Genomic DNA, 20405 nt, shown 5'->3' on the forward strand with positions numbered 1-20405 from the left:
CGGCTCCCAGTATTTAACGCTCAGATGACAAAGTTGTGACAGTCTTTGTGACTGTCACAGGGACATCAACGGGTGGTCGTGCGGGTACCAGATACTGTTCGAACAACCGTGCGGCCTGTGCCCATGTGAAATCCAGAGCGCGCGCCCTGGCTTGCGACCGCGGTATCGCCAGCGCAGCTTGCGTCGCCGTGAGCAGGTCGCTGGCCAGTGCCCCGCCCTTTGGTGGTGCGCCGCTGTCTGCACCCAGCACCTGCAAAGGCCCGTCAACCGGAAACGCCGCCACAGGGGTACCGCACGCCATGGCCTCAAGCATCACCAGACCGAAGGTCTCGGAGCGGCTCGGAAACACAAATACATCCGCCGCTGCATACACCTGCGCCAGTTCGGCCCTGTCCAGAATCCCCAGCCAGCGTACCTGTGGGAACCGCGCTTTTAGGCGCGCTTCCAGCGGCCCCACGCCGCACACCACCTTCGACCCCGGCATCTCGAGTTCCAGAAAAGCCTCGATGTTTTTTTCGTAGGAAACCCGCCCGACATACAGGCAAACGGGATGCGCCAGCGCACCGGTCATTGCATTCGGCGTCGGAGCTCCGTGGAAAGCAAAGGCGCGTGTGTCGACACCATGGCTCCACAGGCGAAGATTGCGAAATCCGCGCCGCTCCAGCATCTCCAGAACACCCCGGGTGGGCACCATGACCCCGGAAGACGGGCGATGGAAATGCCTGAAAAGCGCGTATCCCCATCCAAGCGGCATGCGCAGGGCGGCGTTCAGAATTTCAGGGAATCTTGTATGGAAAGCGGTAGTAAACGCCAGCCCCCTGCGCAGGCAGTGGCGGCGCGCAGCCCAGCCGAGCGGTCCTTCGGTGGCCAGGTGAATGGCGTCCGGCTCCATCGCTGTGAGCATTTTTGCGACACGTGCTGAAGGTCGCACCGCCAGGTCGATATCGGGATAGCCAGGACACGGCCGAGTGTCAAACAGGCCAGGGTGCAGCACCTGCACGTCATGGCCCGCATTCTCCAGCTCCTGCACCAGCTCCACGAGGGTGGTGACGACACCATTGACCTGCGGGTGCCATGCATCGGTGACCAGCGCGATTCTCATGGCGATTCGACCGTGAGTGCACGCGCGGCCTCGGCACGGGCAGATCCTCGCCATTGCAGCAGTTCTAGCCTGCCGTCCAGATGTTCGACCAACGCCGTGTGGCTTTCCACCCAGTCGCCGTCGTTGCAATACAGCGTCCCTGCGATGTCTCGCATCTCTGCGCGGTGTATGTGGCCGCATACAACGCCGTCATGCCCTCTGCGTCGCGCCTCGGCGGCCACAGCTACCTCAAAGTCGGTCACATAGTTGAGGGCCGTCTTCACCTTGCCCTTCAGGTACGCTGACAGCGACCAGTAGGGCAACCCGATGCGGGCACGCAGGGTATTGAGATGCCGGTTGAGCTTGAGCGTGAACTCATAGAGGTTGTCCCCCACGTACGCCAGCCACTTTGCACACTGGATGACACCGTCAAAATGATCTCCATGGGTCACCCAAAGGTTGCGACCATCGGCGGTGGTGTGGACTGCATCCTGCCGCACCTCTATCCCCCCAAAGGAATGGCCCACAAAGGCCCTCGCAAACTCATCGTGGTTGCCGGGTACAAAAACCACCCGGCATCCCTTGCGCGCACGTCGCAGCAGTTTTTGAACCACATCGTTGTGGGCTTGTGGCCAAAACCACCTGCGGCGCAGCTGCCAGCCATCGACGATGTCCCCGACCAGGTAGAGGTACTCGCTCGGGTGGTGCCTGAGAAAGTCCAGCAAAGCATTGGCCTGGCACCCTGGAGTGCCAAGGTGCAGGTCCGAGATGAATACGGCCCGGTATCGCTGCCGACCGAGTTCAAAGGCAGCTGCGTCCTCGCCCCCGTCTGTGGTGCCCCTGGAATGATCCATCCAGGGGCCCAGAGCGTCGAACGCGGTTCGCATCAGGCACCCAGAAAGTGGCGACGATAGCGCGGATGCAGATCAGCCAGCCGCATCAGCATGGGCAGGTCGGCCGTGTTGAAATCGGGGTCCCAGGCCGGAGCGCCCAGCACCCGCGCGCCCAGGCGCAGGTAGCCTTTGATCAGGGCAGGAGGTTCCACCAGGATGGAGCCGTCAAGCTGGTCTATCGGCAGTGGCAGACGGGGCAGCACATGGTGTTCGATGGGTGCCAGGTGCGTTTTGCGCACCTGATGCCAGATGCTGGCAGCAGCGTTGCCACTGACAACACCGTTGTGCAACATCGGGATGCTTGCGCAGCCGATCATGGTGTCCAGCTGGTTGCGAACCATGAAATCGGCCAGCGCACTCCACAGCGCCATGATCACGCCGCCATGGCGATGGTCCGGATGCACGCAGCTGCGGCCCAGCTCCACCATGCGCGGACGCAGGGAACGCAGGCGCGTGAGGTCAAACTCCGTATCGCTATAGGTGCCGCCAACGCGCCGAGCCTGTGCTGGGGTGAGCACCCGGTAAGTCCCAATGACTTGCTGGCTCACGGCGTCGCGTACAAGCAGGTGTTCGCAGTAGTCGTCAAACAGATCCACGTCGTGACCTGGGATGGGGGTCGTCAATCGAGCACCCATTTCCCCCGCGAAAACGTCGTACCGCAGCTTTTGGGCCTGGCGTACCTCATCCTCATGGCGAGCCCAGCCCACCGCAATGGCGCCACGTTCCGGGACCGGATGCGCAGCTCCAGCCAGCCCGCCTGCACCATGGACTGCCCTTGGGGCAGCAACTTCAGCCGTCAGGGGTAGCGTCAACGTGGGCAGTTCATTCATGGTGCAACGTCTCCTTGTGTGAGGACAGGTTCATCGGTTGGCCCCTCGGAGAGCCGCAGACCGCTTGACCTGTTCGGCAGTGTGAAATTGGCGCGTGACCGCACCATGTCGGTCTGGTGTCAATCCAGTGACATCCCGCCCCCCTGTACAAGCCCCAATGCAGCAAAGCGGGTGGTCTGCATAATCGGCACAGGAAGTACACCGTGCAAACACACTCCACAGCCCACCCTCGAAGCTCCCTGGCGGGACCACTGGTGGTTTTTGTGCTGGCGGCGCTGTGTGCAGGCCTTGTGGTGTGGGCCCTGGAGCGCCAGGAGCGTGCCCAGCAGCGCACGCAGGTGGCAGATCTGGCAGGCGACCATGTGCAGGCGCTCCAGCGGGCCATCGAGCTGTCTCTGTCGGCCAACAACGCCCTGGTGGCCCTGGTTCGGCAAGGCAACGGCCAGGTCTCCCAGTTTGAAGAAATCGGCACCCAGATGCTGCCGTTCTATCCTGGCATTGCTGCCATGGGGCTGTCTCCCGACGGGGTGGTGCGGCAGGTGATCCCCCGCCAGGGCAATGAAAGCCTGATTGGTTTCGACCAACTCAATGACCCGCGCCAGGGCCCTGAATCAGCCCGCGCCCGGGAGTCGGGGCGATTGACCCTGGCCGGCCCGGTGGAGCTGGTACAAGGCGGCCTGGGGGTGGTGGGTCGGCAGCCCGTGTATCTAGAAGACAGCCAGGGGCAAACCAGTTTCTGGGGTTTTACCTATGTGACGATCCGGCTGGCGGAAGCGCTGGATGCGGCCCGCCTGCCCCAGCTGATGCAGCGGGGATACCACTACCGGCTGTGGAGAATCCGGCCAGACACCGGTGAGGAACAGACCATCTCCGCTTCTGCCCCGTCACCGGGCCTGGACGCGGTGGGCCGGTCGCTTACCTTGCCCAACGGCCAATGGACCCTGAGCCTGGCTCCCGCCAAAGGCTGGGGTGACCCGGCGGTGTTGGCTCTGCGCAGCGCAGTGGCGCTCATGTTCGCGTTGATGATGACGTACCTGGCCAGGCTGTTGTTCGAGCTGAAGGCGCATGAACGGGGACTGGCGTTCCAGGTGGCGCAGAGGACGTCGGAAATCCAGGCCACCCAGCAGCAGCTGCGTGCCACCATTGATGCCATTCCGGACCCCCTGTTCGAACTCGACCAGGACGGCAACTACTGCAGCTTGCACAGCCAGCGCCCCGAATTGCTCCTGGCGCCCGCTGAAACACTGGTGGGGCGCAACGTCGCGGACGTGATGCCCGCGCTCGCTGCGATGTCCGTCATGGACGTGCTCAACGAGGCCCGGACACTGGGCTGGTCCACGGGACGGCAGATCATGCTGGACCTGCCCAGCCAGGGTGCCACATGGTTTGAACTGTCTGCAGCGCGCAAGGCGACCTCGCCCGGAGCCAAACCAAGGTTCATCGTGCTGTCGCGCGACATCACGGAGCGCAAGCGCGCGCAGGAGCAGCTGCTGCTCACCGCCCAGGTATTTGACCAGAGCAGTGAGGCCATCGTGATTGCCGATGCAGGCCACTGCATCGTGCGCATCAACCGTGCCTTCACACGCATCACGGGCTACACCGACAGCGAGGCCATGGGGCAATCCGTGCGCCTGCTGACGGTGGCAGACGCGGGGCACGATGTGAACCTCGATACCGTGTACACCCGGCTCCCGCAAGGCGTGGACTGGGAGGGCGAAGCATGGGGCCGCCGCAAGGATGGATCCACCTATGCCCAGTGGCTGTCGGTCAGCGGCGTCCGCGATGGCAACGGTACCGTGACCCACTCCATCACGCTGTTCCGCGACATCACCGTGCAGCGTGAGGCGCAGGACCGCATCCAGCGCCTGGCGCATTTTGACCCACTCACCAATCTGCCCAACCGTGCGCTTCTGGCCGAGCGTGCGCACCGCCACATTGCCGAAGAGCAGGCCCGCGGTGGGACCCTGGCCATGCTGTTTCTGGATCTGGACCATTTCAAGAACGTCAACGACTCGCTCGGCCACCGCACCGGCGACATCCTGCTCGTGGCCGTGGCGCAGCGGCTCCAGGCTCTGTTGCGGCCGCAGGACACGGTCTCGCGGCTGGGCGGCGACGAGTTTCTGCTGCTCCTTCCCGCCACCACCCCGGCAGTGGCTGCCGACATGGCCACGCGGCTGCTGGCCGCCGTGGCCCAGCCGTTTCAGGTGGAGCCCTATGAACTCACGACCACGCTGTCGGTGGGCATTGCCATGTATCCGGCAGACGGCGACTCGTTCGACACGCTGTACCAGCGGGCAGATGCCGCCATGTATCGCGCCAAACAGAACGGGCGCAACCGCCACGGTTTTTTCACGGCCGACCTGGAGGCCCGCACGGCGCGCGCGCTGCTGATCGAGAACGCGCTGCGCCGCGCCCTGGAGCGCAACCAGTTCGAAGTGCACTACCAGCCGCAGGTGTCGCTGACCACGCGCCAGGTGGTGGGTGCGGAGGCACTGCTGCGCTGGCGCCACCCCGAGCTGGGGGTGGTGTCACCAGCGGAGTTCATTCCTGTGGCCGAGAGCAGCGGGATGATTGTGGCCATCGGCGAGTGGGTCATCCACACGGCCGTGAACGACGCCAAGCGCTGGCTGGACCAGCAGCTGCCCCTGCGCGCAGTCTCTGTCAACCTGTCGGCAGTGCAGTTCAGGCACCCGCAGCTGCCCGAAATGGTGACCCGCTGCCTTGCACAGGCAGGGCTTCCTGCCCGCAGGCTGGAGCTGGAACTGACCGAAGGGGCTGCCGTGGATGACCCCGCAGCCGCTTTGGCGATGATGGACGATCTGCACGACCGGGGCGTGCGCCTGTCGATGGATGACTTCGGCACCGGGTATTCGTCACTCAGCTACCTCAAGCGGTTTCAGATCTACAAGCTCAAGATCGATCAATCGTTTGTGCGGGACCTGGACGACGACGCCAACGACCGCGCCATCGTGAGCGCCATCATCCGCATGGCCCAGGCGCTGGGCATGCAGACCACGGCCGAAGGGGTTGAAACCGACGGGCAACTGGCCTTCCTGCGCGAACAGGGTTGCGACGAGGGGCAAGGCTACCTGTTCAGCCGCCCCCTGCCCCCCGCCGAATTCGAGGCGTACCTGCGAACCCACCTGGCACGCTGAGTGCCATCGCCTGGCGTGGCCCGGTGCGAAGCACCGGGCTGAATCTGCCTGCTGCTACAATTTGCAACAAACATCAGGCCGCCTGGCCCCATTGCCGCAACGGTCTCCATGTCTCCGCCGTACAGCACTCCGCAATTGCAGCGCCCGGCTGTTGCCCCCGATACACCCCTGCAACGCACCCTGCGTGAACAGCAAATCCTGCTCGACAGCGCGGGCGTGGGCATTGTTTTCTTGCGCCAGCGCAGCGTGGTGCGCTGCAACCAGCGGTATGCAGAAATTTTTGGCTATGCCGCTGCCGAGCGGATGATCGGCCTCAGCACCGAGGCGTTCTATCCGAACCGCGAGGCTTTTCGTGAACTGGCGCGCTCCGCCTACCCGGTGTTGGCCCAGGGGCAGTCCTTTCGCGTAGAGCGCCAGCTGCGGCGCCGCGATGGCAGCGCGTTCTGGGGCAGCCTCACCGGGCGGCTCATCAACCCCCACGACACCACCGAGGGTTCGATCTGGATCGTTGACGATATCGACGAGCAAAAACGTGCCCAGGCCGCACTGAGCGCGGCAGTGCGTGAAAAGCAGTTGCTGTTTGACAGCGCCATGGTGGGCATCGTTTTCCTGCGCGACCGGCATCTGACCCGCTGCAACGACCATTTCGAGCAGATGCTGGGCTACGAACCGGGCGAGCTGATGGGCTCCCCATCGCGCCGCTGGTATGCCAGCGATGCAGCATGGGAAGAGGTTGGCCAGCGGTGCTACCCCGCTCTGGCGGCCGGGCACTCGTACGAAGGCGAGGTGGAGCTGTGCCGCAAGGACGGCTCGCCCGTCATCTGCGAGGTGCGCAGCAAACCCATAGACCCCGTCGACCCGGCGCAAGGCTCCATCTGGATCACGATGGACATCACCGAGCGCAAGCAGGCCCAGGCCGCGCTGGCCCGTGCCCATGAGAACCTTGAGCGGCAGGTGCAAGACCGCACCCGCGAGCTGCGTGAAACTGTGGACAACCTGCACCAGGAGATCCGCGACCGCAAGGCTGACCAGGAGCGCATCTACTGGCTGGCGCACTACGACGCGCTGACCGGCCTGCCCAACCGCACACTGCTGTCCGAGCGCGCGCAGCAGGCCATCCGCGTGGCGCAAGCGGGCGGAACCCCCCTGGCGGTGATCTTCCTGGACCTGGACCACTTCAAACATGTCAACGACTCACTGGGCCACCGCGTGGGCGACGCGCTGCTGGTCGAGATCGCCAAGCGGCTGCGGGCGGTGGTGCGCGACAAGGACACCGTCTCACGCCTGGGTGGTGACGAGTTCATCCTGCTGCTGCCCGGTGCCAACGCCCACGGCGCTGCGCGCGTAGCTGGCAAGCTGCAGGAGGCTTCGCGCCAGCACTACCAGATCGACCACCACGAACTCACCATGGCGCCGTCCATGGGCATTGCGCTGTTCCCGCAGGACGGTGCCGACTTCGACACCCTGACCCAGTCGGCCGACGTGGCGATGTACCACGCCAAGCTGGACGGCCGCAACACGTTCCGCTTCTTCACGCCCGAGATGCAGGCCCAGTCGGTGCGCGCACTGCAGTTGGAGAACGCCTTGCGCCGCGCGCTGGAGCGCGACCAGTTTCACCTGCACTACCAGCCACAGATGTGCCTTGCAACGGGCTCGGTGCACAGCGTGGAGGCGCTGTTGCGCTGGCACCACCCGCAACTGGGCCCTGTGTCTCCCGCCGAATTCATCCCCATCGCGGAAGACAGCGGCCAGATACTGCAGATCGGCGAATGGGTGCTGCGCACGGCGCTGGCCCAGCTCAAGACCTGGCGATGCGGCGGGTTCCCGGGGCTCGCGATGGCGGTCAACCTGTCGGCGATCCAGTTCCGCCAGCCCCAGCTGCCCGAGCTGGTCAGCCGCATGCTGGCCGAGTTTGACCTGCCGCCGGATTCGCTGGAGCTGGAGCTGACCGAAGGCGTGGCCGTGGACGACCCGCATGCTGCTGTGGCCACCATGGACCAGCTGCACGCGCGCGGCGTGCGCATGTCGATGGACGACTTTGGTACCGGTTATTCATCGCTCAGCCAGCTCAAGCGGTTCCAGATCTTCAAGCTCAAGATCGATCAATCGTTTGTGCGCGACCTGGGCAACGACATCAACGACCGTGCCATCGTCAGCGCCATCATCCGCATGGCACAGGCCCTTGGCATGCGCACCACGGCCGAAGGCGTGGAGACGGAGGGCCAGCTGACCTTCCTGCGGGAACAGGGCTGCGACGAAGCGCAAGGCTATCACTTCAGCACGCCGCTACCTGCGCCGGAGCTGGAGGCTTTCATGCGACGCATCGTGCACTAGAAATTCAATCAAAAACGGTCTCCAGCGCTTATCCAGCAAGCGCTAACAGCTACTAATTTAATAGCACCAAGACATTGAAATCCGCACTGCCAACCCTCAGTGACCGAGGATCTTGGACAGGAAATCGCGGCTGCGCTCGTTCTGTGGGTTGTTGAAGAACTCGGTCGGGGTGTTCTGCTCCACGATCTGTCCCTGGTCCATGAAGATCACGCGGTCGGCCACCGCCTTGGCAAAGCCCATTTCGTGCGTGACGCAGATCATGGTGATGCCCTGGTTTGCCAGCTCGATCATCACGTCCAGCACTTCCTTGATCATCTCCGGGTCCAGGGCCGACGTCGGCTCGTCAAACAGCATGATCTTGGGCGTGAGGCACAAGGCCCGGGCAATTGCCACGCGCTGCTGCTGCCCGCCCGAGAGCTGCAGCGGGTACTTGCCCGCCTGCTCGGCAATGCGCACGCGTTCGAGCTGCTGCATGGCACGCGCCTCGGCCTCCTTCTTGGGGAGCTTGCCCACCCACATGGGCGAGAGTGTCAGGTTCTCCAGCACCGTCAGGTGCGGAAACAGGTTGAACTGCTGGAACACCATGCCCACCTGCTTGCGGATGGTGTCAATGGCCTTGATGTCGTCGGACAGCTCTACGCCATCCACAATCAGGCGCCCTTCCTGGTGCTCTTCCAGCCGGTTGATGCAGCGGATCAGCGTGGATTTGCCCGAGCCCGAGGGGCCGCACACCACAATGCGCTCGCCCTTGGCAACCTGCAGGTCGATATCGCGCAGTACATGAAAGTTATTGCCGTACCACTTGTTGACTTTGTCAAAGGTAATGATGGGTTCAGACATGGCGGAATGGATTTCGGGTGGCATTAGCGCTGGCGTCCTTTGTTGGCCTGCTTCTCCACCCACAGGCTGTAGCGCGACATGGAGAAACAGAACGCAAAGTAGATGAGCGCGATGAACAGGTAGCCCTCGATCTTGTAGGGCCGCCAGTCGGCATCGGAGTTGAGGGCCAGCCCCAGCGAGCCGGTCAGCTCGTACAGGCTCACGATGGTGACCAGCGAGGTGTCCTTGAAGATCGCGATGAAGCTGTTCATGATGCCGGGCACCACAATGGCCAGCGCCTGCGGCAGCACGATCTTGCGCTGCGTCTGCCAGTACGACAGGCCCAGCGTGGCAGCCGCCTCCACCTGCCCCTTGGGAATGGCCTGCAAGCCACCCCGGATCACCTCGGCCATATAGGCCGCAGCAAAGAGCGTGATGCCCGCCAGCACGCGGATGAGCACATCAATCGTCATGCCTTGGGGCATGAACAGCGGGAACATGAACGATGCCATGAACAGCACCGAGATCAGCGGAACCCCGCGCACCAGCTCCACATAGATGGTGCAGAACGTGCGGATGGCCGGCAGCGACGACCGCCGGCCCAGCGCCACCACCAAGGCCAGTGGGAACGCCATCACGATGGACAGCGAGGCCAGCAATATGGTGAGCGGCAACCCGCCCCAGCGGTCGGTTTCCACCTTGGTCAGGCCCAGCACGTTGCCGTACATCAGGCCAAAAAAACTGGCCAGCACCACCGCCCACAGCAACACCAGCCACGGGCGCCAGAACGCACGGGTGCAACTGGCCACCAGCATCGACACCATCAGCACCGTGGCCACCAGGGGGCGCCACTGTTCGTCAAACGGATAGCGCCCGAAGATGATGAGGCGGTATTTCTCGGCGATAACGCCCCAGCAGGCGCCGACCCCGTCCACCCGGCAGGCGTCAGAATCTGGCCGCCAGATGGCCTGGAACACACCCCAATTGAGGAACTGCGGCACATACCAGAGCAGCAACCCACCCAGGATGACGGTGGAGAGCGAGGTTTTCCAGTCGGCAAACAGGTTGCTGCGCAGCCATCCTGCGAGGCCGCGGTTTTGCACCGGCGCGGGGCGCGGGGCAATGGGTTCAAAGGTTTTGGCCACCATGGTGTCAGCGCTCCTTGATCGCGGCGCGCGCGTTGTACCAGTTCATCAGCAGCGAGGTGATGAGGGACGTGCTGAGGTACACCAGCATGACGATGGAAATGCATTCCACCGCACGTCCGGTCTGATTCAGCGCGGTGTTGGAGATCGACACGACATCGGGGTAGCCAATGGCCACCGCCAACGAGGAGTTTTTGGTGAGATTCAGGTACTGGCTGGTCAGCGGCGGAATGATGACGCGCAAGGCCTGCGGCAGCATCACCAGGCGCATCTGCTGGCTGCGGTTGAGCCCCAGCGCCGCTGCCGCCTCGCCCTGCCCGCTGGAGACCGACTGGATACCGGCGCGCACCACTTCGGCCACAAAAGCCGATGTGTAGAACGTGAGGCCCAGCAACACGGCCAGAAACTCGGGCGTCAGCGCGCCGCCATTCTCGATGGCGAACTCCCCCTTGATGGGCGAGTTCATTTGCGCGGGCGCACCGCCGGCCACCCAGCCCAGCAGCCCCCCGGCCACCACCACGGCCACGGGCACCCAGAACGTGCTGCGAATCCGGCCCGTGGCTTCAAACTGCCGCATGGCCCAACGCCGGTAAGCCCACGCCGCCACGCACCCCAGCAGCAGCCCGACAGCGGCGACTCCGTGGCCCGTGGCCCATACGGGGATCGGAAAGTTGAGCCCGCCCTTGCTCAGGAAGAACGGACCCACTTTCCAGGGCTCGTAACTGGCGGGCAGGGTTTCGGTCAGCACCAGGTACCAGGTCAGCAACTGCAGCAGGATCGGCACGTTGCGAAACAGCTCCACATAGGCCGAACAAAGACCACGCACCAATGCGTTGCGTGAAAAGCGCCCCACGCCCAGCAAGGTACCGAGCACAGTGGTCAGCACGATGCCAATCACCGCAACCCGCAGCGTATTGACCACGCCCATCAGGAATGCGCGCCAGTAGGGCTCGCCGGAGTCGAACGGGTACAGGCCTTCGCCAATGTCAAAACCGGCGGGCTGGGTCAAAAAATCAAACCCGCTCTGGATGCCGCGCACCTGCATGTTGTGCATGGTGTTCTTGGCCAGAAACCACACCACGAGCCCAATCAGGCCAGCAGCCAGCAGCTGGTAGATGAGGCCCCGGAAAGCCTGGCTGCGCCAGGACCACGAGCGTTTTTTGGGAGGAAGGCGAGAGGGTGGCATGCCTGCTCAATCAAAGACGATGGGAACGCGCAACCTCCGGGATGGCAGAGGTCACGACAGGGCGAGGTCGCACGCACGGTAGTGCGTGGCGCCTCGGTATCCATCAGGAAATGGGGTACCGCTTGCCAGCGCAGGGCCAGCCGGCGGCATCCGGCACAACGGCTGTGGCGTGCGCTAGCACACCACAGGGTTGCCAGGATCAGCGAATCGGGAAGGCGTACATCAGGCCTTCCTTGTTCCACTGGTTGTTCAGACCACGCGGCAGGGCCAGGGCCGACTTGGGCCCCACGTTGCGCTCAAAGATCTCGCCATAGTTGCCCGTCGTCTTGATGGCGCGGGCCATCCAGTCGCGCTCCAGCCCCAGCAGCTTGCCGGTGTCTTCCGTGGTACCCAGAATGCGCTGCACCACGGGATCGGTGCTGGTCTTCATCTGATCAAGATTGGCCTGGGTGATGCCATATTCCTCCGCCTCGATCAGCCCATACACCACCCACTTGACGATGGCAAACCACTCGTCGTCACCCCGGCGCACCATGGGGCCGAGCGGCTCCTTGGAGATGAGCTCGGGCAGGATCACATGCTCGGTGGGGTCCTTGGCTTCCTTGTTGCGCACCGAGGCCAGGCCCGAGGCGTCGGTGGTGTAGGCGATGCAGCGGCCAGCGAAGTAGGCACCCGTGGCAGCTTCCACCTTCTCGAACACCACCGGCTTGATCGCGAGGTTGTTCGCCTTGGAATAGTCGGTCAGGTTCTTCTCGGTGGTGGTGCCGGATTGCACGCACACCGTCTGACCCTTGAGCTGTTTGGCGCTCTTGATGTTGCTCTTGGCGGGCACCATGAAGCCCTGGCCGTCGTAGTAGGTCACTGCTGTCTGGTGCAGGCCCAGAGATGCATCACGTGTGAGCGAGAACGTGGTGTTGCGCGAGAGCACATCCACCTCGCCCGACTGCAGGGCCGTAAAGCGCTGCTGTGCGTTCAAGGGCACGTACTTGACCTTCTCACCATCGCCCAGCACGGCCGCAGCCACGGCGCGGCAGATGTCCACGTCCAGACCGGACCATTTGCCGTTGGAGTCTGCCGCAGAGAACCCGGCCAGTCCGGTGTTGACACCGCAAACCACCTGGCCACGGGACTTGATACCGTCCAGGGTCTTGCCGGCGTGCGCCGGGGCAGTCGCAAACGCGGCTGCGGTGGCAAGGCAGGCGGCGGCAATGCGCAATGGGGATTTGTTCATAACGGGTTCTCTCCAAAACAAGATGGAATGTGGATGACCTTGAACCGCTGCAGTGCGCGTTCTTGGTGCCGAACCCGGACCTTAACGATACGTCCCCCCGACGGGCATCGGGGTTTACGCGGTCGAGGCAAACCCTTGGTGCGCCTCACCGCGACGGATTTCCGCGCGACGGGCAAGGATTTGGATGGTGCAAGCAGCCAGTTCAATCCAGCATTTTTTGCAAGAACTGTGCCTGCCCCATTTCGGGGTCGAGGGTGTAGGCGGCAAAGCCTTCGCGGGCGTAGGCGCGCAAGGCGCTCTCGTTGCCAGAGAGCACTTCCATCGTGAGTGTGCAGGCGCCGCGTTCACGGGCAATGGCCTCGACCAGGTGCAGCATCCGCTGGGCAATGCGCTGCCCCCGCCACGCCGGTAGCACCACGACGTCGTGCACGTTCACCAGCGGCTGGCAGGCAAAGGTCGAAAACCCTTCAAAGCAATTCACAAGGCCCACGGGTACCCGGCCTCCGGCGGCCTCTGGCCGCGTGGCCCAGGCGAGCACGCTGAAGGCCTGGGGGCGCTGGCCCAGTGCTTCAACCAAGCCTTGTTTGACATCGTCGCGCAAGGGGACGCCGCCGCCCGCGGGCTCCCGCGCATAGCTGTCGAGCAGTGAAACCAGTGCCGCGGCGTCGTGTGCGTTGCCGTAGTCCGCGCGGCAGATGGTGATGGAGCCAGAGGCTTCAGAAGCGGAAGGGTTCATGAAACGCCCGTTTCTCCAGCCCATCAGCCCGCGCGGGCTGCATCTGCCAGTCGCTGTGCACACGCGCTGGCCACCTGCGCCTCGCGCGCCTCCACCATCACCCGCAGCAACGGCTCGGTGCCGCTCGCGCGGATCAGTACGCGACCGGTGTCGCCAAGCTCCTGTTCCACGGCCCGGGTGGTGTCTGCCAGCAACCGGTTCGACTTCCAGTCCAGTCCGGGGGGCAGGCGGACGTTGAGCAGCACCTGCGGGTACAGCGTGATGTCGGCCAGCAGCTGCGCGAGGGTGCTACCGCTGCGCACACAGGCCTGCAGCACCTGCAGCGCACTGACAAGGCCGTCGCCGGTGGTGTGGCGGTCCAGCGCCAGCAGGTGGCCCGAACCCTCGCCGCCCAGCACCCATTGGTGGCGCGACAGTTCTTCCAGCACGTAGCGGTCGCCCACCTTGGCCCGCACAAACTTCACGCCCCGTTGCTGCAGTGCCACCTCGACGGCCATGTTGGTCATCAACGTGCCCACCACGCCCGGCACATGCTCGTCGCGGCCCATGCGGTCGGACGCCATCAGGTACAAGAGCTCGTCACCGTTGTACAGGCGCCCCGTGGCATCCACCACCTGCAGGCGGTCGGCATCGCCGTCCAGCGCGATGCCGTAATCCGCATGGTTGGCACGCACCGCACGCACCAGGGCGTCGGGGTGTGTGGCGCCAACTTCGTGATTGATGTTGAGGCCATCCGGTGCACAACCTATCGGTATCACGTCTGCGCCCAGCTCGTGGAACACCTTGGGGGCCACCTGGTAGGCTGCACCATGCGCCGCATCCACCACAACCCGGAGCCCTTTCAAGGTCAGGTCGTGGGGGAAGGTGCTTTTGCAGAACTCGATGTAACGCCCCGCCGCATCATCCAGCCGCCGCGCCTTGCCCAGGCTGGCCGAGTCGGCCCACACAGGGGCCTCAGCGAGAGCCGTTTCCACTGCAAGCTCCCACTCGTCAGAAAGCTTGGTGCCTTGCGCACTGAAGAATTTGATGCCGTTGTCGGGATAGGGGTTATGGCTGGCGCTGATCACCACCCCCAGGCTCGCGCGCTGGGCGCGTGTGAGGTACGCCACGCCGGGCGTGGGCAAGGGACCGAGCAACACCACATCCACGCCCGCCGAGTTGAACCCCGACTCCAGGGCGCTCTCGAGCATGTAGCCGGATATGCGCGTGTCCTTGCCAATGAGCACGGTGGGCCGCTCTTCCGTGCGACGCAACACACGCCCCACCGCATGGGCCAGGCGCAAAACAAAATCGGGGGTGATGGGCGGCTCCCCCACCGTGCCGCGAATGCCGTCGGTTCCAAAATACTGGCGCGTCATGCTGTAGCGTCTCCTCGTGAGATTTTCGTTGTTTTGTGAATCGCCGGACCCTCGCCGGCATGGACATCCAGTGTGGCCGTACCAGCCTTCCTGCTTTACCGGCCTCAGACCGCCCTTTGCATGGCCGCCCACACGGCCAGTGCCGCCACCGTTTCGCGCACGTCATGCACCCGCACTACCGATGCGCCCCGGTCCACCGCCAACACGGCCGCCACAACGCTGGGTGCCAGGCGATCCTGTACGTCGAGCCCGGTGACCGAACCCAGCGAGGATTTGCGTGACCACCCCGCCAGAACCGGATAGCCCGCCGCCTGCAAGACCGACTGCCTTGCGAGCAGCGCGAAATTCTGCTCCACCGTTTTTCCGAAACCTATGCCCGGGTCCAGCACTATCCGGTTCTTTTCGACCCCTAGCGCTTGCAGGTCAAGCGCCGATTGCTTCAAAAACGATAGCACATCGGGCACTACATCGCCCGCCATGGGCGCCACCTGCATGGTCTGCGGATCGCGATGCATATGCATCAGGCACACGCCGCAGCGCGGATGCGCGGCCACCACCGCTGCTGCCCCTGCCTGACGCAGGGCCCAGATGTCATTGATGATGTCGGCCCCCAAGTCCAGCACGGCCTGCATCACCTCGGGCTTGTAGGTGTCCACGGATATCGGCACACCCAGCGTGGCCGCGTCGCGCACCACGGGCACCACACGTGCCAGCTCTTCTGCCAGAGAGACCGGGGGGCTGCCGGGCCGCGTGGACTCTCCACCGATATCCAAAATGTGCGCGCCATCCTTGATGAGCTGTTCGCAGTGGCGCAGCGCACTGGCAGTCGAGGCATTGCGCCCCCCATCGGAGAATGAGTCAGGGGTGACGTTGACAATACCCATCACGCAGGGCTGCGTGAGGTCAACAGAAAACCGTGAAGTAAGCCAGGTCATGGGTTCATCCGAAAACGGCGCGAGGGCCTGCACCGAAGCATTTCATCCAACAGGCGCCGCCACAGCGGCCATGAAAAACGGGGCGCGTGGCCCCGTTGGATGGCTGACTCAAACCACACTCACGCAGCAGAGGGCGCGGTATCGGTCGTCACGGCAGGCGTTCCGCCACTGGAGTTGTCTCCACCCGAAGAGGGAGGCGTGCGAGGCGTCCAGTCCTTCGGTGGCCGGGGCTCTTTGCCAGCCATGATGTCATCAAGCTGCTCGGTGTCGATGGTTTCCCATTCGAGCAGGGCCTTGGCCATGGCGTGCATCTTGTCGCTGTTTTCCTCGATCAGGCGGCGGGCCAGGTTGTACTGCTCGTCGATGATGCGACGCACCTCCATGTCCACCTTTTCCATGGTCTGCTCGCTCATGGTGGTGGTCTTGGTGACCGAGCGGCCGAGGAACACTTCGCCTTCGTTCTCCGCGTAGACCATGGGGCCCAGGGCATCGGTCATTCCGTAGCGCGTCACCATGTCACGGGCGATGTGCGTGGCGCGCTCGAAGTCGTTGCTGGCACCGGTGGTCATCTGGTTCATGAACACTTCTTCGGCAATACGGCCACCGAACAGCATGCTGATCTGGTTGAGCATGTATTCGCGGTCGTAGCTGTAGCGGTCTTGCGCGGGCAGGCTCATTGTCACGCCCAGGGCGCGGCCACGGGGGATGATGGTGACCTTGTGAACAGGGTCGCACTTGGGCAGGAGCTTGCCGATCAGCGCGTGGCCAGACTCGTGGTAGGCCGTATTGCGGCGCTCTTCCTCGGGCATGACCATGCTCTTGCGCTCGGGGCCCATGAGGATCTTGTCCTTGGCCTTTTCAAAGTCCTGCATTTCCACGGTGCGGGCGTTGCGGCGGGCAGCCATCAGCGCCGCCTCGTTGCACAGATTGGCCAGGTCGGCACCGCTCATGCCGGGCGTGCCACGGGCGATGATGCCGGGGTTCACATCCTGGCCCACCGGAATCTTGCGCATGTGCACGTTCAGGATCTGCTCGCGGCCGCGGATGTCGGGCAGCGTCACGTACACCTGCCGGTCGAAACGGCCGGGGCGCAGCAAGGCGGCGTCCAGGATGTCGGGGCGGTTGGTGGCTGCCACCACGATCACGCCCAGGTTGGTCTCGAAGCCGTCCATCTCCACCAGCATCTGGTTCAGGGTCTGTTCGCGCTCGTCATTGCCGCCGCCCAGGCCCGCACCACGCTGGCGTCCGACGGCGTCGATTTCATCGATGAAGATGATGCAGGGCGCGTTCTTCTTGGCGTTGTCGAACATGTCGCGCACGCGCGCCGCGCCCACACCCACAAACATCTCCACAAAGTCAGAGCCGGAGATGCTGAAGAAAGGCACCTTGGCTTCGCCTGCAATGGACTTGGCCAGCAGCGTCTTGCCGGTTCCGGGAGGACCCACGAGGAGCAGGCCCCGTGGAATGCGGCCACCCAGCTTCTGGAATTTTTGCGGGTCTTTCAGGAAGTCCACAACTTCCTTCACTTCTTCCTTGGCCTCGTCACAACCGGCCACATCCGCGAACGTGACCTGGTTGTTGTTCTCATCGAGCATGCGCGCCTTGCTCTTGCCAAAGCTGAAGGCACCGCCCTTGCCACCGCCCTGCATCTGGCGCATGAAGTAAACCCACACGCCGATCAGCAGCAGCATGGGGCCCCAGCTGACCAGCAGGGTCATGAGGAGAGACCCTTCTTCGCGTGGCTTGACGTCGAACTTGACGTTGTTGTTGATCAGGTCGCCCACGAGGCCACGGTCGAGGTAGGTGGCGGTCGTGCGGATCTTGCGGTCGTCATTGGTGACGGCCACGATCTCGGTGCCGCCTTGGCCTTCCTGGATGGTGGCGCTCTTGATGCGGTTGCTGCGGACTTCCTCCAGGAACTCCGAGTAGCCGACGTGGCCTGCGCTGGCTCCGGCACGGGTGTCAAACTGTTTGAACACCGTGAACAGCACCATGGCGATAACCAGCCACACGGCAATTTTTGAAAACCACTGATTGTTCAAGCGGAGCTCCAGTTACAGGAAACAGAAAACGGACACGATGCCGTCATGGCACGCATGTGCGGACCATTTTAGGACTTTCAAGTCGGGCGGCCATCCCTAATCCCCCTAGCGCCCATGGAAACAGCGCGGGCTTTTCAACCCTGTTCGGCGAAGTCTTGATGTGCGGCAAGCCCGCTCAGGCTGTTTTCCGGAGCCCCATGCCCACCAGGAAGGTTTCGGAAGACTTGTCCCGCGAGGCCTTGGGTTTAAGGGGCTTGACGACCTTGAAGGTCTGTTTGAAGAGGGTCACGAGATCACTGTAGCCGCTGCCGTGGAACAGCTTGACCACCAAAGCGCCCTCCGGTTTCAAATGGTTGCCAGCAAAATCCACCGCCAGCTCGACCAGATGCGCAATGCGCGCGGCGTCAGCCGATTCGATCCCGGACAGATTGGGCGCCATGTCCGACACGACGACATCCACCACCCTTCCCTCCAGTGCCTGCTCCAGGCGTTCCAGCACCTCCGGCTCACGAAAATCACCGTTGAGGTAAGTAACCCCCTCGATCGGCTCCATGGGCAGAATGTCCAGCGCGATGATCACCCCGTTCAGCTGCCCCGACGCAGCGCCGGCTGGCGACATGCGCCTGCGCAGGTACTGGCTCCAGGCGCCTGGTGTGGAACCCAGATCCACCACGGTGTAACCCGGCTTGATGAGCCCCAGTTGTTCGTCGATTTCCTTGAGCTTGTAGGCAGCGCGGGCCCGGTAACCCTCTTTCTGGGCCAATTTGACGTAGGTGTCGTTGACATGGTCGTTCAACCACGCCTTGTTGACCTTCTTGCTTTGGGTTTTGACTTTCATACCGTGCCATTGTCTCTCGACAATCAGCACCGCCGATAATACGGCCCATGCCCCAAATTCAACTGACTCCCGCCGAGCGCCGGGAACAACGCGCCAATGCCCATCACCTGGACCCCGTCGTCCTGGTCGGTGGCGATGGACTTACCCCTGCGGTCAAGAAGGAAATCGACGCCGCCCTGAACGCCCATGGCCTGATCAAGGTGCGCGTTTTCAACGATGACCGCGTGGCGCGCGAGCTGATGTACCAGGAGCTCGCCGCCGAACTCAACGCAGCCCCGATCCAGCACATCGGCAAGCTGCTGGTGCTGTGGCGCCCCCAACCCGTCAAGGAACGTACGGTCGATGAGGACCGCATGCCCGGCCCGCGCGACGTCAAGGTACTCAAGTACAGCAAGCGCGGCGGCCAGCGCCCCGAGATCAAGCAGCTGCGCGTGCTGGGCAACCAGCGACTCACCCCGGGTGGCCAGATCAAGCGCGCCAAACCCAAGCAAAAATCCATCAAGAAGCGCCAGGCCGACTGATGAGCCACGATGCAGGCTCGGCAGGCCCGGCAGGCCCGGCAGCCTTTGCTGCCCCTGCCGGCTCGGCCCCCGCTCGCCACATTCTCTGCATGAAATGGGGCACGAAATACGGCCCCGAATACGTCAACCGGCTGTATGCGATGGTGCGCAGGCACCTGAGCGGCGACTTCCGCTTTGTCTGCCTGACCGATGACAGCACCGGCATTCGCAGCGAAGTGCAATGCCTGCCCATCCCTGCGCTCGACCTGCCGCCCGGCATCCCCGAACGGGGCTGGACCAAGCTGGCCACCTTCAGCAAAGACCTGCACGGGCTGCGCGGCACCGCCTTGTTCCTGGATGTGGACGTGGTCATCACCGGCAGCCTGGACGACTTTTTCACCCAGCCGGGCGAATTTCTGATCATCCACGACTACAAGCGGCCGTGGCGCGTCACGGGCAACTCGTCGGTCTATCGCTTTGAGCTCGGCGCACACCCTGACGTGCTGGAGCACTTTCGCACGCATTTCCCGGAAATCCGCGCGCAGTTCCGCAATGAGCAGGCCTATTTGTCGGACTTTCTGCACCGGCAGGGCAAGTTGCAATACTGGCCCGCTGCGTGGTGCCCGAGTTTCAAATACCACGGCATACCTCCCTGGCCGACCAACTACTGGCGCCCGCCGTTTGTGCCAGCGGGCGCACGCATCGTGATATTTCATGGGGAATGCAATCCCCCCGATGCTTTGGCCGGGCGGCGCAACCGGCGGTTTCGCTTCATTCGGCCTGCCACGTGGGTGGCCGAGCACTGGCGCGAATAGGCTGCTTCTGCAGCGGCCCTGGCTGCTGCGCCGGACGCCCTTCAGGCAACTGGCGTTCAGGTGTCGGCAGACCCGCCGGGCGAGGACGGCGGTACCGGGTCCTGTCGCAGTGTTTGCCACAACACAGCCAGTGCGCAGCACCACTGCAGCGCATACATCACCGTCCCCACGCTGTGCCACAGGCGAAGATCCTGCCGCGCCACGATCCGGGGGGCCACGCCAAACTGCGTGAGCAGTGCCAGCAGCAACCCGCCAAGCATAAAAACCATAGCAGCTTGCGCCCATGGATACTGCGCTACAGCCTGTTTTGGCCTTGAAATCAGCAGCAACACCAGACAGCAGGCCACCGCCACCCAGGTCTGTGCGGCAAAAAGCTTCGCCGCCATGTTGCCCGCCGCCATAGGCGACGGAAGGTGGGCAAACAGCATCGGCACCACCAGAAACCCGATGGTGGTCAGGCTGCCCCACCAGAGCGCAGCGACCAGGGCAGGAAGGCGGTGGAACATG

At 63.7% G+C, this 20405-nt stretch carries 17 protein-coding genes; 4 read left to right on the forward strand and 13 right to left on the reverse strand.

Annotation, left to right across the window (positions count from 1 at the left end):
* Positions 1 to 13 precede the first annotated feature (13 nt).
* The 3 genes from AAFF19_RS15445 to AAFF19_RS15455 are packed head-to-tail and all read right to left on the reverse strand — an operon-like array spanning position 14 to position 2804.
* Positions 14 to 1102 (reverse strand): glycosyltransferase family 1 protein, encoded by a 1089-nt coding sequence (locus tag AAFF19_RS15445; RefSeq protein WP_342720513.1) that lies wholly within the window; start codon positions 1100 to 1102, stop codon positions 14 to 16.
* Entirely contained in the window at positions 1099 to 1968 is an 870-nt protein-coding gene (locus AAFF19_RS15450; RefSeq protein ID WP_008906744.1) for a UDP-2,3-diacylglucosamine diphosphatase, read from the reverse strand. Before AAFF19_RS15450 ends, AAFF19_RS15445 begins: the two co-directional genes overlap by 4 nt.
* Positions 1968 to 2804 (reverse strand): GNAT family N-acyltransferase, encoded by an 837-nt coding sequence (locus AAFF19_RS15455; RefSeq protein WP_182118442.1) that lies wholly within the window; start codon positions 2802 to 2804, stop codon positions 1968 to 1970. Before AAFF19_RS15455 ends, AAFF19_RS15450 begins: the two co-directional genes overlap by 1 nt.
* Positions 2805 to 3007: 203 nt before the next feature.
* On the opposite strand from AAFF19_RS15455, the gene AAFF19_RS15460 reads away from it, so the two are divergent.
* Both AAFF19_RS15460 and AAFF19_RS15465 read left to right on the forward strand, forming a co-directional pair.
* A complete protein-coding gene (locus AAFF19_RS15460; RefSeq protein WP_342720514.1) occupies positions 3008 to 5959 on the forward strand; it encodes an EAL domain-containing protein in 2952 nt (983 codons plus the stop codon).
* Positions 5960 to 6067: 108 nt separating this feature from the next.
* Entirely contained in the window at positions 6068 to 8293 is a 2226-nt protein-coding gene (locus AAFF19_RS15465; RefSeq protein WP_342720515.1) for an EAL domain-containing protein, read from the forward strand.
* A 96-nt stretch (positions 8294 to 8389) separates the two neighbouring features.
* Here AAFF19_RS15465 and AAFF19_RS15470 read toward each other — a convergent pair whose 3' ends face one another.
* From AAFF19_RS15470 to AAFF19_RS15510, 9 genes are all read right to left on the reverse strand, one after another.
* Complete coding sequence (locus tag AAFF19_RS15470) at positions 8390 to 9133, reverse strand: amino acid ABC transporter ATP-binding protein (RefSeq protein WP_008906740.1); 744 nt, start codon at positions 9131 to 9133, stop codon at positions 8390 to 8392.
* A 23-nt stretch (positions 9134 to 9156) separates the two neighbouring features.
* Positions 9157 to 10260: an amino acid ABC transporter permease gene (locus tag AAFF19_RS15475; protein WP_008906739.1), complete on the reverse strand. Its 1104-nt coding sequence runs from the start codon at positions 10258 to 10260 to the stop codon at positions 9157 to 9159.
* 4 nt (positions 10261 to 10264) lie between these two features.
* Positions 10265 to 11443 carry an ABC transporter permease subunit gene (locus AAFF19_RS15480; protein WP_342720516.1) on the reverse strand — a complete coding sequence of 393 codons (1179 nt, stop codon included), beginning with the start codon at positions 11441 to 11443 and terminating at the stop codon, positions 10265 to 10267.
* 199 nt (positions 11444 to 11642) lie between these two features.
* A complete protein-coding gene (locus tag AAFF19_RS15485; protein WP_342720517.1) occupies positions 11643 to 12674 on the reverse strand; it encodes an amino acid ABC transporter substrate-binding protein in 1032 nt (343 codons plus the stop codon).
* Positions 12675 to 12876: 202 nt separating this feature from the next.
* Positions 12877 to 13410 carry a GNAT family N-acetyltransferase gene (locus tag AAFF19_RS15490; protein ID WP_342720518.1) on the reverse strand — a complete coding sequence of 178 codons (534 nt, stop codon included), beginning with the start codon at positions 13408 to 13410 and terminating at the stop codon, positions 12877 to 12879.
* Positions 13411 to 13433: 23 nt separating this feature from the next.
* Positions 13434 to 14768 carry a phosphoglucosamine mutase gene (gene glmM / locus AAFF19_RS15495; protein ID WP_342720519.1) on the reverse strand — a complete coding sequence of 445 codons (1335 nt, stop codon included), beginning with the start codon at positions 14766 to 14768 and terminating at the stop codon, positions 13434 to 13436.
* A 104-nt stretch (positions 14769 to 14872) separates the two neighbouring features.
* The gene (gene folP, locus AAFF19_RS15500; RefSeq protein ID WP_034695531.1) at positions 14873 to 15703 is read right to left on the reverse strand and encodes a dihydropteroate synthase; all 831 of its coding nucleotides are present in this window, start codon (positions 15701 to 15703) and stop codon (positions 14873 to 14875) included.
* Between the two features lie 119 nt (positions 15704 to 15822).
* A complete protein-coding gene (gene ftsH, locus AAFF19_RS15505) occupies positions 15823 to 17745 on the reverse strand; it encodes an ATP-dependent zinc metalloprotease FtsH (RefSeq protein WP_342720520.1) in 1923 nt (640 codons plus the stop codon).
* Positions 17746 to 17920: 175 nt separating this feature from the next.
* Positions 17921 to 18583, reverse strand: coding sequence for an RlmE family RNA methyltransferase (locus AAFF19_RS15510; RefSeq protein WP_342720521.1), 663 nt, complete (start codon positions 18581 to 18583; stop codon positions 17921 to 17923).
* Between the two features lie 47 nt (positions 18584 to 18630).
* Here AAFF19_RS15510 and AAFF19_RS15515 point away from each other — a divergent pair, with 47 nt between their 5' ends.
* Positions 18631 to 19104 carry a YhbY family RNA-binding protein gene (locus AAFF19_RS15515; protein WP_182118434.1) on the forward strand — a complete coding sequence of 158 codons (474 nt, stop codon included), beginning with the start codon at positions 18631 to 18633 and terminating at the stop codon, positions 19102 to 19104.
* Positions 19104 to 19898, forward strand: coding sequence for a glycosyltransferase (locus AAFF19_RS15520; RefSeq protein ID WP_342720522.1), 795 nt, complete (start codon positions 19104 to 19106; stop codon positions 19896 to 19898). The genes AAFF19_RS15515 and AAFF19_RS15520 overlap by 1 nt, the downstream gene beginning before the upstream one ends.
* Before the next feature lie 56 nt (positions 19899 to 19954).
* Here the strand turns inward: AAFF19_RS15520 and AAFF19_RS15525 are convergent, their stop codons facing one another.
* Positions 19955 to 20404 carry a DUF4149 domain-containing protein gene (locus AAFF19_RS15525; protein ID WP_182118432.1) on the reverse strand — a complete coding sequence of 150 codons (450 nt, stop codon included), beginning with the start codon at positions 20402 to 20404 and terminating at the stop codon, positions 19955 to 19957.
* Position 20405: the final 1 nt, after the last annotated feature.

It is taken from the genome of Acidovorax sp. FHTAMBA, assembly GCF_038958875.1.
GTDB lineage: Bacteria > Pseudomonadota > Gammaproteobacteria > Burkholderiales > Burkholderiaceae_C > Acidovorax.

Bases quoted from the DNA above. Each gene is read 5' to 3' on its own strand.
- AAFF19_RS15445 (WP_342720513.1), bottom strand. From the start codon at position 1,102: ATGAGAATCGCGCTGGTCACCGATGCATGGCACCCGCAGGTCAATGGT.
- AAFF19_RS15450 (WP_008906744.1), bottom strand. From the start codon at position 1,968: ATGCGAACCGCGTTCGACGCTCTGGGCCCCTGGATGGATCATTCCAGG.
- AAFF19_RS15455 (WP_182118442.1), bottom strand. From the start codon at position 2,804: ATGAATGAACTGCCCACGTTGACGCTACCCCTGACGGCTGAAGTTGCT.
- AAFF19_RS15465 (WP_342720515.1), top strand. From the start codon at position 6,068: ATGTCTCCGCCGTACAGCACTCCGCAATTGCAGCGCCCGGCTGTTGCC.
- AAFF19_RS15470 (WP_008906740.1), bottom strand. From the start codon at position 9,133: ATGTCTGAACCCATCATTACCTTTGACAAAGTCAACAAGTGGTACGGC.
- AAFF19_RS15475 (WP_008906739.1), bottom strand. From the start codon at position 10,260: ATGGTGGCCAAAACCTTTGAACCCATTGCCCCGCGCCCCGCGCCGGTG.
- AAFF19_RS15480 (WP_342720516.1), bottom strand. From the start codon at position 11,443: ATGCCACCCTCTCGCCTTCCTCCCAAAAAACGCTCGTGGTCCTGGCGC.
- AAFF19_RS15485 (WP_342720517.1), bottom strand. From the start codon at position 12,674: ATGAACAAATCCCCATTGCGCATTGCCGCCGCCTGCCTTGCCACCGCA.
- AAFF19_RS15490 (WP_342720518.1), bottom strand. From the start codon at position 13,410: ATGAACCCTTCCGCTTCTGAAGCCTCTGGCTCCATCACCATCTGCCGC.
- glmM (WP_342720519.1), bottom strand. From the start codon at position 14,768: ATGACGCGCCAGTATTTTGGAACCGACGGCATTCGCGGCACGGTGGGG.
- folP (WP_034695531.1), bottom strand. From the start codon at position 15,703: ATGACCTGGCTTACTTCACGGTTTTCTGTTGACCTCACGCAGCCCTGC.
- AAFF19_RS15510 (WP_342720521.1), bottom strand. From the start codon at position 18,583: ATGAAAGTCAAAACCCAAAGCAAGAAGGTCAACAAGGCGTGGTTGAAC.
- AAFF19_RS15515 (WP_182118434.1), top strand. From the start codon at position 18,631: ATGCCCCAAATTCAACTGACTCCCGCCGAGCGCCGGGAACAACGCGCC.
- AAFF19_RS15520 (WP_342720522.1), top strand. From the start codon at position 19,104: ATGAGCCACGATGCAGGCTCGGCAGGCCCGGCAGGCCCGGCAGCCTTT.
- AAFF19_RS15525 (WP_182118432.1), bottom strand. From the start codon at position 20,404: ATGTTCCACCGCCTTCCTGCCCTGGTCGCTGCGCTCTGGTGGGGCAGC.